11 protein-coding genes are annotated in these 13,254 nt (G+C 70.8%); 5 read left to right on the top strand and 6 right to left on the bottom strand.

The annotated features are described in order from the left end of the window. The first annotated feature begins 217 nt into the window (after positions 1 to 217). Both Q0C41_RS24835 and Q0C41_RS24830 read left to right on the top strand, forming a co-directional pair. Positions 218 to 940, top strand: a complete 723-nt coding sequence (locus tag Q0C41_RS24835) for a response regulator transcription factor (protein ID WP_291988480.1) — start codon at positions 218 to 220, stop codon at positions 938 to 940. Continuing rightward, on the top strand, positions 937 to 2,337 hold the full coding sequence (locus tag Q0C41_RS24830; protein WP_291988477.1) for a HAMP domain-containing sensor histidine kinase: 1,401 nt from the start codon (positions 937 to 939) through the stop codon (positions 2,335 to 2,337). Before Q0C41_RS24835 ends, Q0C41_RS24830 begins: the two co-directional genes overlap by 4 nt. A gap of 210 nt (positions 2,338 to 2,547) precedes the next feature. On the opposite strand, the gene Q0C41_RS24825 is transcribed toward Q0C41_RS24830, so the two are convergent. Then, positions 2,548 to 3,108: a BON domain-containing protein gene (locus tag Q0C41_RS24825; RefSeq protein ID WP_291988476.1), complete on the bottom strand. Its 561-nt coding sequence runs from the start codon at positions 3,106 to 3,108 to the stop codon at positions 2,548 to 2,550. Between the two features lie 212 nt (positions 3,109 to 3,320). On the opposite strand from Q0C41_RS24825, the gene Q0C41_RS24820 reads away from it, so the two are divergent. After that, positions 3,321 to 4,568, top strand: a complete 1,248-nt coding sequence (locus Q0C41_RS24820) for an MFS transporter (protein ID WP_291988474.1) — start codon at positions 3,321 to 3,323, stop codon at positions 4,566 to 4,568. On the opposite strand, the gene Q0C41_RS24815 is transcribed toward Q0C41_RS24820, so the two are convergent. The 5 genes from Q0C41_RS24815 to Q0C41_RS24795 all read right to left on the bottom strand — a co-directional run bounded on the left by Q0C41_RS24815 (position 4,549) and on the right by Q0C41_RS24795 (position 9,070). Further along, complete coding sequence (locus Q0C41_RS24815; RefSeq protein WP_291988472.1) at positions 4,549 to 5,289, bottom strand: ZIP family metal transporter; 741 nt, start codon at positions 5,287 to 5,289, stop codon at positions 4,549 to 4,551. The genes Q0C41_RS24820 and Q0C41_RS24815 overlap by 20 nt on opposite strands. 69 nt (positions 5,290 to 5,358) lie before the next feature. After that, positions 5,359 to 6,396, bottom strand: a complete 1,038-nt coding sequence (locus Q0C41_RS24810; RefSeq protein ID WP_291988470.1) for a VWA domain-containing protein — start codon at positions 6,394 to 6,396, stop codon at positions 5,359 to 5,361. 58 nt (positions 6,397 to 6,454) lie between these two features. Next, entirely contained in the window at positions 6,455 to 7,330 is an 876-nt protein-coding gene (locus Q0C41_RS24805) for a hypothetical protein (protein WP_291988468.1), read from the bottom strand. A gap of 9 nt (positions 7,331 to 7,339) precedes the next feature. Further along, positions 7,340 to 8,422, bottom strand: coding sequence for an energy transducer TonB (locus tag Q0C41_RS24800; protein ID WP_291988466.1), 1,083 nt, complete (start codon positions 8,420 to 8,422; stop codon positions 7,340 to 7,342). A 99-nt stretch (positions 8,423 to 8,521) separates the two neighbouring features. After that, entirely contained in the window at positions 8,522 to 9,070 is a 549-nt protein-coding gene (locus Q0C41_RS24795; protein WP_291988464.1) for a methyltransferase domain-containing protein, read from the bottom strand. Positions 9,071 to 9,182: 112 nt separating this feature from the next. Between Q0C41_RS24795 and Q0C41_RS24790 the strand changes: the two genes are divergently transcribed. Together Q0C41_RS24790 and Q0C41_RS24785 are read left to right on the top strand one after the other, a co-directional pair. Then, positions 9,183 to 9,716: a hypothetical protein gene (locus Q0C41_RS24790; protein ID WP_291988462.1), complete on the top strand. Its 534-nt coding sequence runs from the start codon at positions 9,183 to 9,185 to the stop codon at positions 9,714 to 9,716. A 161-nt stretch (positions 9,717 to 9,877) separates the two neighbouring features. Then, positions 9,878 to 13,099 (top strand): TonB-dependent receptor, encoded by a 3,222-nt coding sequence (locus Q0C41_RS24785; protein WP_291988460.1) that lies wholly within the window; start codon positions 9,878 to 9,880, stop codon positions 13,097 to 13,099. Positions 13,100 to 13,254 lie beyond the last annotated feature (155 nt).

Raw genomic sequence — 13,254 nt, 5'->3', positions numbered from 1 at the left:
AGCGTCAGGGCCAGCACTCCCGCCATCATCTTCGCGCTCGTCGTCACCGTCATCGTTCGCATCGTCTGTCTCCCTGGAAGCCCGGTGGGCTCCGCTGTCCGTTCTGTCTGTAGTTGACGGGAGGCCTGTGGCCCACCCATGACGCACGTGTGAAAAATCGGTGAGCACGAGCCGGAGGGCTGCGCAGCGCTGCCCGGCCGGGGGTAGCCTGTATCCAATGGCGCACGTACTGGTCGTGGACGACGAAGCACACATCGGCGAACTCGTCTCGCTGCACCTGTCGTTCGAGGGGCACACCAGCGATCGGTTCCTCGACGGCCGTGCCGCTCTCGAGGCGGCCAGGACGCAGACCTATGACCTCTGCATTCTCGACGTGATGCTGCCCGGCCTCGATGGCGTGGCGCTCTGTCGGGCGTTGCGGCAGCAGCCGTCGACCCGCCGCGTGCCGGTGCTGCTGCTGACGGCGCGCCGTGACGAGACCGACAAGGTGCTCGGCCTCGACAGCGGCGCCGACGACTACCTCACGAAGCCGTTCGGCGTTCGCGAACTGATGGCCCGGGTGCGGGCCCTGTTGCGGCGCACGCCCGCGCCGGGCACGGCCGCCGACGGTGCCAATGGTCGCGTCCCGGACGTGGTGCGTCGCGACGGCCTCGAGATCGACGGGTCCCGGCACCAGGTCACGGTCGACGGCCGGGTGGTCGAGACGACCGCCCACGAGTTCGCCGTGCTGAAGGTGCTGGCGGCCAATCCCGGCATCGTGTTCTCGCGCGAGGCCCTCATTCGCCGCGCCTGGGGGCCCGACACGCATGTGACCGAGCGCAGCGTCGACACCATCGTCAAGCGCCTGCGGCAGAAGATCGAAACGAACCCGGCCGAGCCCGAACGCCTGCTCACCGTCTGGGGGGTCGGCTACAAGTTCCGTGACGTGAGCACGGCATGAGCGGGCCGCGGGCCTGGCTGGGATCCCTCTACTGGCGCATCGCGCTGGCGTGCCTCGGCCTGCTGGCCGCGGGCCTGGTCATCCAGATGGGCGTGGTTGTCGCGACGCTCTCGCGGCCCACGGGACTGCGCGCGCGGGTCACCGCACAGCAACTGGCCCGGACCGTCGCGCGTGACCTCGCCGAGACCCTCGAGTTCGACCCCGCCGTCGACGTGCGCGAGGTGCTCGCCCTGCATCAGGGGATGACGCTGCCCGTGTTCTTCGTGACCATCGAAGGCACGGTCACCGGCCCGGAGGACGAGCCCGTGCCGCCTCCGATGGCGCGGCGCATCGCTGGCGTGGCCCGCGAGTACGCCGAGGGCCTCGAGCGCGACGCGGTCCCCGTCGGCGTCGCCGCCGTCGAGGTGCTCGGGCAGACCGAAGGGCACATCGTGGTGCTGCCGCGGCGCCCGGGCTGGGCGGTCCTGCGCGAACTCGGCCCGCTGACCCTGGGCAGCGCCGCCCTCATGGCGATCGGCATCGCGGCCCTGCTGGCGTGGCTCGCCTTCGCGCCCGCGCACCGACGGCTGCAGGCACTCGAGGCGGCAGCCACGCGCCTCGGCCGCGGCGATCTCACGGCGCGTGCGCCCGAGGACGGGGCCGACGAGATCAGCCGCGTGTCACGGGCCTTCAACCAGACCGCCGACGCCCTGGCCACGCAGATCCGGCGCGCGGCTTCTGAGCAGCACGTGCGGCGCCAACTGCTGGCCGACGTCTCGCACGAACTGCACACGCCGCTGACGACGATCCGGGGCTACGTCGAGACCCTGCGCATGACCGACCTGCCGATCGGCGACGCCGACCGGGCCCGGTATCTCGGGGTGGTGGACGACGAAGCGGTGCGCCTCGAACACCTGATCGGGGACCTGCTGGACCTCGCGAAGATGGAAGCGGGCGGGCAGGGGCTGCGCAAGGAGACACAGCCGATCCTGACGGCGTGGTCGCGCCTGCGCGACCGGTTCGGCCCGGCCGCGCATCACGCCGGCGTCACGCTGACGCTCGTGGAGTCGAGCCTCGCCGTTCACGCCGACCCCGGCCGCCTCGAACAGGCCCTGTCGAACCTGGTCGGCAACGCTCTGCGCTTCACCCCCGCAGGCGGCGAGGTGCGTGTCTCGGCGCATCCGCTGCCCACGGGCGGCGTCCGCATCGATGTCACCGATACCGGTGTCGGCCTCTCCGTCGACGACCAGGCCCGCGTGTTCGATCGGTTCTACAAGCAGGACGCGTCACGCAGCCGCAGCGGCACCGGCCTCGGTCTCTCCATCGTTCGCGCCATCGCCGAAGCCCACGGCGGCACCGCCACCGTCGTCAGCACCCCTGGCCGCGGCAGCACGTTCAGTGTCGCGCTGCCGCCCTGAGCCTTGGGCCCTGAGCCCTCGGCCTTCGTCCTTGGGCCTTCGTCCTTGAGCCTTCGTCCTTGGGCCTTCGGCCTTCGGTCTTGCGCCCTGAGCCCTGAGCCTTCGGCGATGAGCCCTGAGCCCTGAGCCCTGAGCCTGAAAAAAAGCGCCCCGACCCAGGAAGGGAGGTCGAGGCGCAACAGGAGAGTACGAGAGGGTTGAGACGCGCGGTCAGTCGATCGTTTCGAGCTGAGCCTGCACCTCGGCGTCGGTCTTCAAGCCGTTCTCGACCGAGAACGCACCGAAGCCGATGGTCAGCGACTGCGCGAGCATCCGCTCGACGTTGTTGTTGACCGTGCCTTCGAGGCGGACGCGGCCCTGGTCCACCACGATGTGGATGGGCGGGTTGGCCATCGACGCGTAGTGCCAGAACGACGGGTTGCCGTAGATGGCCCGCGCGATCCGCAGCCGCAGTTCATCGTCGAAGCGCGAGACGGGCAGCACCTGGATCTGGTTGTCGACCTTGCGCACGCCCTCGACCCGCGAGACGCGGCGCGTCAGGTCCTGCACCTTGAACGGCATCGTCACCTTGCCGGTCAGTGTCACCACGCCGTCCTGGACCGACGCGTTGACGCTGTCGAAGACGGTGAAGTTGACGTACTGCTGCACCTGGCGGGCGACGCTCTGGAAGACCTGGAAATCCTTGCGCTCGACGATGTCTTCGGCACGAGCACTGCCCGAGAGCGCGAGGACGATGAAGCCGGCAGTCAGGAAGTTCGTGAAGCGAGTCATGTCTGTGGTCACGCACGGCCCCGGGGCGCTGGCAGCTTCCCGGACGCTCGGTGCGTCCTCCGTGCCTTCCTACCAATCAAAGCCCGTGCCAGCCGGCAACGCGCCGGAACGGAGCGTTCGCGGCCGCGGGGCGCGTGGGGCTGTGCCCTGCAGGCGACTGGCGTCCTCGCGGGCTGTCGCTCGCAAGGGACAGGTGGCAGAATGGCCGCCCGATGTCCACGACGACGAGCTGGATGGGATGGTGGTGGCAGGCGCCAGGCGATGCGAAGCGGGCGCTGTGGGCGGCGGCGCTCGGCTGGATGCTCGACGCGTTCGACGTGATGCTCTACGCGCTCGTGCTCACGGCGGTCATCGAGGATCTCGGCCTCACCAAGGCCACGGCCGGGCTGATCGGGTCGGTCACGCTGGTGGCGGCGGCGATCGGGGGCGTGGCATTCGGCATCGTGGCGGACCGGTACGGCCGCACGCGGGCCCTGATGGGCAGCATCCTCATGTACTCGGTGTTCACTGCGATGTGCGGCTTCGCACAGACGGGGTGGCAGCTCGCGCTGTTCCGTATCGGGCTCGGTCTGGGCATGGGCGGCGAGTGGGCGAGTGGCGCCGCGCTGGTGGCCGAGACCTGGCCTGACGAGCATCGTGGCAAGGCGCTCGGCCTGATGCAGAGCGCCTGGGCCGTCGGCTATGCCCTCGCGGCCATCGTCACCAGCGTGGTGCTGCCCGTGTGGGGATGGCGGGCGGTGTTCTTCGTCGGCGTCCTGCCGGCGCTCTTCACCGTGTGGATTCGTCGCGCGGTGCCTGAGCCGGCGGTCTGGCGCACGTCGGTTCGGCACGCTCCGCGCGCCGGTCTCGCGGCGGTCGTCGCCGACGGCCGACTCGGGCTGACCGTCGCGCTGGCGATGATGAACGCGTGCTGTCTCTTCGCGTGGTGGGGCTTCAACTCGTGGATTCCCGCCTATCTCTCGCTGGCCCCGGCGCAGGGCGGCATCGGACTCGACCCGCGCGCCATGGCGTGGCTCGTCGTCTTCATGCAGGTCGGGATGTGGTTCGGCTACGTGACCTTCGGCGCCGTGGCCGACAGCTTCGGCCGCAAGCGGACCTACGTGACGTACCTGCTGATGGCGGCGGTGCTGCTGGGCCTGTACGCCCAGGTGCGATCCCCGCTGGTGCTGTTGTGGCTCGGCCCCTTCGTCGCCTTCTTCGGCACCGGCTACTTCACCGGCTTCGGCATCGTGACGGCCGAGTCCTATCCGACGGCCATCCGCGCAACCGCGCAGGGGCTGACCTACAACACGGGGCGACTGGCGAGCGCGGCGGCCCCGTTCGTGGTGGGGTCGCTGGCCGACCAGCGCGGGTTCGCCCTGGCGTTCAGCGTGGTGGCCGCGGCGTTCGTCGTCGCCGCCTGCTGGTGGATCGTGATCCCCGAGACGCGGGGCCGGTCGGTCACAGCATCAGCAGCGTGAAGAGCCCGGCGCTGATGAGGAGCACCTGCGCCACCGGGTTCACTTCGACGTGGCCCTTGTGCAGGCTGGGGATCAGGTCCGACATCGCCACATAGAGGAAGCTGCCGGCCGCGAAGGCGATGACGTACGGCAGCACCGTCGGCAACTGGTTCAGGGCCAGGTAGACGAACAACGCGCCGGCGAGGCCCCCGAGGCCCGACAACAGGTTGAGCGACAGCGCCTGCACCCGGCTGTAGCCCGCCTTCAGGAGAATCGCCGCGTCGCCGAGTTCCTGCGGGATCTCGTGGGCGGCCGCGGCGAGCGCCGTGGTCACGCCGAGCCAGGGTGAGGTCAGCGTGGCGGCCGCGATGATGGCGCCATCGACGAAGGTGTGGAAGGCGTCGCCGACGATGACGAGGCTCGCGGCGCTGCTGTGGACCTCGCACTCGTGGGTGTCGTGGCAGTGGCGCCACAGCACCAGCTTCTCGAGGATGAAGAAGGTGAGGATGCCGAGCAGGAGCGCACCGAGGGCCTTCTGCGCCGGCAGCGCCTCGAGCGCCTGCGGCACCAGGTGCAGCAGCGACAGGCCGAGCAGCGTGCCCACGGCGTAGCTGACCAGCCAGGCCACCAGCCGCTCGCGCGCCTCGTCTCCGAACAGGTAGATCGCCGACGCCACCAGCACGCCGAGGAAGCTGCCGGCGAGACTGAGGGCCATCGCGAGGACGAACGGAGACACGGTCACGGGCAGTCATGATAACTGCCCGTGCCGGTCTGCCTTGCCGTGCGGAGGCGCGCCTCAGCCCCTGTCCCGCTACTGCGCGAGGTAGCCGCGCCGGGCCCGGACCTGGTAGCGGCCGCCGGGGACCTCGACCTCGATCTGGTGCCAGCGACCGTCCTTGGCCCGCGGCGGCACGTAGCCGATCGAGTACTGCTGCGACAGCTCGTCGGCGATGCTGGCCGTGGCCGGATCGAGGTCGTTCGCGAAGCGGATGACCTCGGTGCGTCCGCCGCTGTCGTCGGTGATCGCCCGCAGCACGTCGACGTTGACGGCGTCGTTGGCGGCCGGCCGTCGGCTGGTGGTGCGCGGCTGACCCCACGTGCCGCCCGTGCGCCCGCCCGGGAAGGGGAACGGGAAGGGCAGCTGGATCCGTGGCTGCCCCGACCACGTGCCTGGGCCGGAACTGCCGTAGCGGCCCGTGCCGCCGACGTCGATGCCGATGGCGTAGACCAGCACTTCCGTTTCGCGGATCAGCGTCTGCAACGCGCGCGGGTCGGTCTGGCTGTCGGTGTCGTTGCCGTCCGAGATGACCACGACCGCCTTCTTCTTGTGCTGGCCCCCCTGGGCCATCGGCACTGCCTCGGCGACGGCGTCGTAGAGGGCCGTGCCGCCACGCGGCCGGATGCGGCGCAGGCCGTTGGCCAGCTGCTGGCGGTTGGTCGTCCAGTCGCTCACCAGGTCGGTCTGATCCGAGAAGCCGAGGATGAACACCTCGTCCTCGGGTGCCAGCAGGTCGTACATGAAGCGGTCGAGGGCGGACTGGGCCGCGCGGAACTTCTCGCCGGCCATGCTGCCGCTCACGTCGAGCACGATGCCCAGGCTGACCGGCACGCGCTCGCTGCTGAAGTGCGAGATCTGCTGGCGCTGCCCGTCCTCGCGGACGATGAAGTCCTCCTTGCGCAGGTTCGCTGCGAAGCGCCCGGTGCTGTCGGTCACGGTGGCCGTGACGTTGATCAGCTCGGTGGTGCTGCGAAAGCGGAAGCCATCCTGGGCGGCCAGCGGTGCGACGGCCACCGCGACGAGCGCCGGCAGCAGCGAGGTGCGAAAGCGGGAGATGACGCGTGCATTCATGATCGGCCCCTGGTCACGACTGACGAACGAATCGACGCGGCGACGAGCGCGGCCACGGTCACGGCCGGGCCGTCCGACGGTCGGCGTGTGGCACCAGCGCGCCATCCACGCCACGGAACGTCACGCGGTAGCGGCGCACGTCCTTGTGTGAGGGCAACTCCGCGACGAAGCCGACCTCGTCACCCGGGCGCAGGCGGGTCGTCTCGAGCGGCGTCCGCGCACTGCCCAGGAAGCCTCCGGCCAGGTCGAGCAGCATCACGCTGGCCACGACGCCAGATCGGTCCGAGCCGGCCACCGGATTGCGGACGCGGCCCCGCACCACGAGCACACCGTCGCGCTGTTCGTGCGACAGCGACAGCAGTTCCAGCGGCATGCCGCCCACGGCTGCCGGCACCGTCGCCGGCTCCGTGCGAGCCTCCGTGCGGGCCTCCGTGGCCGTCGCGCCGGCCGGGACGGGCGCTGGCGTCGGTCGGCCGAACAGGACGTAGCCCACCGCGATCAGCGCCACCAGCACGACCCCACCCAGAGCGATCGCGCCGCGCGCGTCCCCTCGGCGCGCCGCCGGCACGTCAGCGAACAACCCCGACGGTCGTGACGATGTCGCCGGCTCGTCCACGACCTCCGTGTCGGCGAGGTCGGGCTCGGTCGTCGTCTGCCACACGTGCGTCTCGGGCTCGTGCTCGCTCCGGAACGCCCGCACCTGACGCGTGTCGTCCTCGAGGTAGACGAGGGCTGGCAGCGGCGTCGGCGTCGGCGGCTTCGCCGGTGTTGGCCGCACGGGCGGATCCCAGTGGGTCGGTGTGTCGGCCTCGAGCGCGGCCGTCAGCAACTGGACGCGCGCGTCCGAGCGGCGCTGCTCGTCCTGGAGGAGCCGATAGGCGAACCAGCCGAGGCTGGCCGCCATCACGAGTGCGGCAATGGTCACAATCAACATGGCGATTCCTCAGCGCAGCGTGAATTCGACAGCGACTTCGACGATCACGTCGACGGGGCGCCCCTTGCGGGTCGCCGAGACGAAGGTCCAGCGGCGGACCGCCTGTACGGCCTGCTGGTCGAGCCCGGCCCCGAGGCCCTTGATGACGCGGACCTCACCCACACGGCCATCGCGTCGGACGACGATCTCGAGCACCACTTCACCCTCGAGCCCTCGTCGACGGGCGTCCTCGGTGTAGTCCGGCTTGACCTCGCTCACGAGTCGCGGTGGCTGGATGCCGGAGCCGGGCCGGAACGGTCCCCCGCCCTCGCCGCCGCCCTCACCCTCGCCGACTCCCGAGCCAGTCCCGGCCCCGAGCCCGGTGCCCGAGCCCGTGCCAGCGCCGCCGCCGTCACCCTGTCCACGGCTCGGCGGGGCCGCCGGCTTCTGCTCGAGCACGCCGGCCTGGGTCTCGGCGTCGTTGCTGCGCGCCACGATGGGCGCCTCCACCGGCGGCAACGGCTCGGGGGCCTTCGGCGTGGGCGGCGGTTCTTCCACCACCGGTGGCGGCTCGGCCGGCGGTGCCTGGCGGACCGGCAACGGGCTCTTCAGGGCGGACGTCCCTTCGCGCTTCGCCTGGACGGCCGGCGCCTTCATGCGCAGGCCGCCGCCGCCCCCACCGCCGCCGGGCCCCGGCAGGTTCAGGTAGACCAGCCGCATCTTCTCGGCCGGGGCGTCGATGAGGGGCGTGGCTGCAGACGATCCGAGCGGGACCAGCGTCGCGAGCAACAGTCCGCCGAGGACCACGCCGTGGACGGCAGCCGAGGCCGCGGCGGGCATGCTCGCGGAGCGCTGCGCCGCACGGGCACGACCGAACAGCGCGCCAGGCGTGGCCGTGATCGCCGCGGCGTTCGTCAGGCCGGGCAGCGGCACGCCCGATCGCAGACTCCGTGCGGCGCCGACGGCATCGTCGAACGCGACGAACTCGCCGTCGATGCTGCGAAGGGCCCCGGTGGCAATCAGATCGGCCACCGCGCGCGGATGTGCCCCCGAGGCGCGGGCGATGTCGCGGGCAGTGAAGACGTCAGGCAGCGGGCGCGGTGTCAGTGGCATCTCTGGACCCCAGTGGGGAAGTGGACGCCACCTCTCAGCGCAACTTGCGTGCCTGCCCTGCGTGTCCTCTCTCGGGGACGCCGCGGAGGCCTACACCGCTCAATCCGGGGCGGATTGGCCCTTCAGCGCTTCGACGATGGCGACGCCGTCGCGCTCGAAGAGGATGCGTGCCCCGCGGAAGCGGGTACTGGTGGCCGCGTGGACCTCGGCAGGGGACGGCGCACCGGGGACCTTGAGTCGCACGACCAGCACCACCCGGCCGCCGGGGCGGAGGATCCGACGGAGTTCAGGGAGGAGCGCGGCGAAGGGCGCGGAGGCCGCATCGACGAGGGCGAGGTCGAAGTCGGCGTCCTCGAACGGCAGGGTGGCCAGCGGCGTCTCCACCACCTCGACCAGGACGCCGATCGCCTCGGCGGCGGCCTCGAGGCGCTGTGTCTCGTCCGGAGCGGCCGCGCACGCCACGGCACGGCCGCTCAGCCCGGTCACTCTGGCGATGGCGGCCACGAGGCCCGGGTCGCCGCTGCCCACGCTGACCATGCGGTCGCCGAGCCGCGCCCCGATCATCCGGGTCAGCAGCTCGTACCGGCCGGGGTCGCCGCGCAGCCAGCGCACGAGGATGTTGGAGGCAAGGACGTCGGAGAGGCCCACGCCCACAGACTAATGCAGGACGCTTCCGTGCTCGTCGCCGCTCGGTGCAGAATCCATGGGGACGCGCCTGCCGGCCCGGGGCGACAACGTGGTCTTTTCCAGTGAGGTCCTGATGCGTGCATCGAAGGTGCAGCCGGCGTTGCTCGGCGGAGTGGTGATCGGCACGTTGTCGGCGCTGCCGGTGATCTCGATGGGCAACTGCCTGTGCTGCCTGTGGGTGATCCTCGGCGGCGCCCTGGCGACCTATCTGCTGCAACAGGCGCAGGCGGCGCCGGTCGAGGGCACCGACGGCGCCATCACCGGCCTGCTCGCGGGCCTGGTCGGCGCAGTCGTCGGGTCCCTGCTGGCCATCCCCATCCAGATGCTGATGGGCCCCATGAACGGGGATCTGCTCGCCCGCATCCTCGACCAGGGCGGCAACGACATGCCCCCCGAGATGCGCGACACGCTGCAGTCGTTCGCACGCGGGGGAGCCGCCGGCGCGCTGATGGTGATCGGCTTCCTCTTCAGCCTCGTCATCAATGCCGTGTTCGGCGCACTCGGCGGCCTGCTCGGCACCGTGATGTTCAAGCCGTCCACGCCGCCGCCGCCGCCCCCGGTGCCCGGTTTTGCCGACCCAACCCGTCCGTATGGTCCCGAGGCGTGATTTTCCGCGTCATCTAGCCTGCCTGACGCCGCCGCCTACGCGGTTCAGGCTATTCCGTGCCTACAGCGGGCTCGCTACGCTTCTGCTCGTCCCGCAGCGTCTCCCCTGGCAGGTGACCGCCCTCCGGTCACCAGGGGAGCCTCTGCGCCGACGCGCACGACATGCACGCGACGCTCCGACGCTTCAGGGTTCTCACGCTCGTTCTCCTCATGCTCGCGCCGACGGCGGTGTGGGCGCAGCTCACCGATGCCTCGCTCAAGGGGCTGGTCCGCGTCACAGGCGGGCGAGTCGTCCCGAGCAGTACGGTGACGGTGACGCACGAGGCCACCGGCCAGTCCCGCACCACCGTCACCTCGGCCGAAGGGACGTTCCTGCTCGCCGCCCTCAGTCCGGGCACGTACGTCCTGCTGGTGGAGGCCGACGGCTACCAGCCGGTCGGCCAGAGTGACCTGCGCCTCGCCAGCGGCGCCACCGTCGACGTCACCGTCGACCTGCCGAACGTCTCGCTGTCCGAAGCGGTCGATGTCACCGCGTCGCGCGTCACCGTCGCCGCGTCGCGGGATCCCCGGCTCTCCGAACACTTCGATCGCAAGGCGGTGCAGGACCTGCCGCTGCCGCAGCGCGACATCTTCCTGCTGCCCTCGCTGAGTGCCGGCGCGGCCCTGGTGCCGGGGGCCGCCAACTCCACCAAGCTCTCGAGCTCGCCCGTCGTCACCGTCAACGGCAATCGCTACCGCGGCAACAACTACGTGCTCGACGGGGCGATGAACTCCAACCCGAACAACAGTGGCGAACCGGCCATCGTGCCGAGCACCGAGGCCGTAGAGGAGATTCAGGTCCAGACCCTCAACTTCGCCGCGGAGTTCGGCCGCGGCAACGGCTCGGTGATCAACGTGCAGGTGCGCGGTGGCAGCAACACGCTGAGCGGCCGCGTGTGGGAATTCCATCGCAACGACGCGCTCAACGCCCGCAACTACTTCGCGACCGTCAAGCCGCAGCAGACCTTCAACCAGTTCGGGGCGACGGTCGGCGGTCCGCTGCGCCGCAACCGCACGTTCTTCTTCGCGGCCTACGAGGGCACGCGCAACGACGTCGAGCGGCCCTACAGCTACCAGGTCGAGACGCCTGAACTGCGGGCCTACGTCGAGCGGACGGCGCCGACCAGCGTCGCGGCGCGCCTGCTGCGGCAGTTTCCCGCGCCGACCCCGGTGCGCAGCGGCACCGGGTACCTGGATCAGCGCACGCTCGTCACGCCCGAGGGCGTCATCCCCGCCATCGGCCGCGCCAACGTCACGATCGCGGACAACGTCCGGTTCGACCAGTACATCGCTCGCGTCGACCACACGGTCAGCGCGCGCGACCGTCTGGCCGTGCGGGTCATCGCCGAGCAGCAGCGCGACGAGGGCGGCACCAGTTCGAACGCGGCCACGCTCGGCCGCGCCCTGCGTGGCAGCCGTGGGCCGTTCGAGGGCCTCTTCGGCAACCTCAACGTCGGCTACACGAGCGTGTTCGGCCGCGCCGTGCACGACACGCGCGTTGCGTATCAGCTCACCGACGTCTCGCGTGGCAGCGCGGCCGCCGTGGTGCCGACCATCACCATCACGGGCATCACGGCGCCCTTCGGCGACGTCTTCGTCGACGCCAGCCGCCTCGGCACGCTGGAGTTCCGCGACATCCTCACGCTGGACCGCGGCCGTCACGCCCTGCGCATGGGCGTCGAGGTGCGGCGCATCACGAAGTCCCTCGCCGTCGGCCCACCCCAGGCAGGCACGTTCGCCTTCAACTCGGTCGCCGACTTCATCGCCGATCGCCCATTCAGGCAGACGCTCACGGTCGAGCCCACGACCGGCGAGCCAGCCAACTTCCCGCGCCACTTCACCCAGTTCGAGACCGGGGCCTTCGTGCAGGACCAGTGGACCATCTCGGATCGGGTCAGTGTCAGCCTCGGGCTGCGCCACGACTACTTCGGCACGGTGACCGAGCGGGACGACCGCCTGTCCTCGGTGATCCTGGGACAGGGCAACACGTTCGAGGAGCAGTTGCGGACGGCGGCGATCGGGCGCGTCGACCGCCTGTATCGTCCCGAGCGCTTCAACGTGTCGCCGCGGATCGGGCTCGCCTGGGATCCGACGGGCGCGGGCCGGACGTCGATCCGGACCGGCTACTCGCTCGCCTACCAGCCGCATCACGGCCAGTCGATCTCGGGTGCCCGTGCCCTGCCGCCAGACGCCGTGCAGGGCGTCATCCAGCCGTCCACCGGCATCGGCACCGCCATCCGCTACGACATCCCCGTGCCGTTCAATCCCGAGTTCGGGCGCGGGCTGAACGCGCAGGGTGGCGTGCAGAGCCGTCCGGGCGAGCCCCCGATCCGGACGACCGGGTTCGTGGTCAACCCCGACATCAAGACCCAGTACACGCAGAGCTGGTTCCTGAACGGCCAGCGTCGTCTCGGGCAGGTGTGGCGGCTCGAACTGGGCTACGTCGGCACGCGCGGCGTCAACCTCGAGCGCATCGACGATGTGAACCGGTTCGCGGGGGATCTGCTCGATGGCCGCGAAGATCGCCTCAACCCGAACTTCGGCGTCCTGCTGTTCGTGACCAACGGCGTCTCGTCGTCCTACCACGCGTTCACGTCGGAGATTCGCCGCGAGTTCGTCGGCGGGCTCTCCTTGAGCGCGAACTATCGGTGGTCGAAGTGGCTCGACACCTCGTCCGACACGTCCACCGGGCAGTTCCAGGACAACTCGGAGCCAGGCAAGGGGGCGCAGGATGCCTCCTGCCTGCGCTGCGAGAAGGCGCCATCGCTGTTCGACGTGCCGCATCGCGTGGCCGCTACCGTCGTGTGGGCGCCACAGACGTTCGCGAACGCGGGCGGCCTGGTCGGGGCGGCGCTGCGCGGTTGGCAGCTGGCGACGATCTTCGTGGCGCAGTCCGGACGGCCGTTCTCGGTCTGGAACGGGGCGGCCCTGGCCGCCGGCGGCGACTACAATGCCGATGGCGGTGGCGGCGCCGTCGGGGGCGGCTTCTACGACCGGCCCGATGCACCCGCGGCCGGCACGGTTCCGGAGACGTTCTCGCAGCAGGACTTCCTGGACGGGCTGTTTCCCGCCAGCGCGTTCCCCCGGCCGGCGCCAGGGCAGAGCGGCACGCTGGGCCGCAACACCTTCCGCGGCCCGCGCTATGTCTCGCTCGACCTCTCGCTGACGCGGGCGTTCTCGATCGGCGGGCGCCGGCAGCTCCAGGTGCGTGCCGACGTCTTCAACGCGCTCGACACCCTCAATCTCCTCCTGCCGAACGCCGACCTGTCGTTGTCCAACTTCGGCAAGTCCACGCAGGCCTTCGACGCGCGCACCATGCAGGTTGGCGCGCGCTTCCTCTTCTGAGTCGGGAGTTCCCCATGTTGGCGCGCAGTCTCACCGTCGGTGTTCTTGTCTTTGGTCTCGCCCGCCTCGCCACGGCGGCTCCGGGCGACCTTCCCACCCTGCAGGCCCTCGAGAAGGAGGCCCGCGCGCGCGTCGCCGCGACGGCGCGCGTGTCG

The sequence above is a fragment of the Luteitalea sp. genome (assembly GCF_022842525.1).
Classification (GTDB): domain Bacteria; phylum Acidobacteriota; class Vicinamibacteria; order Vicinamibacterales; family Vicinamibacteraceae; genus Luteitalea.
Note: the sequence above shows the minus strand (reverse complement) of the source record. Positions and strands in the feature narration are given on the sequence as shown.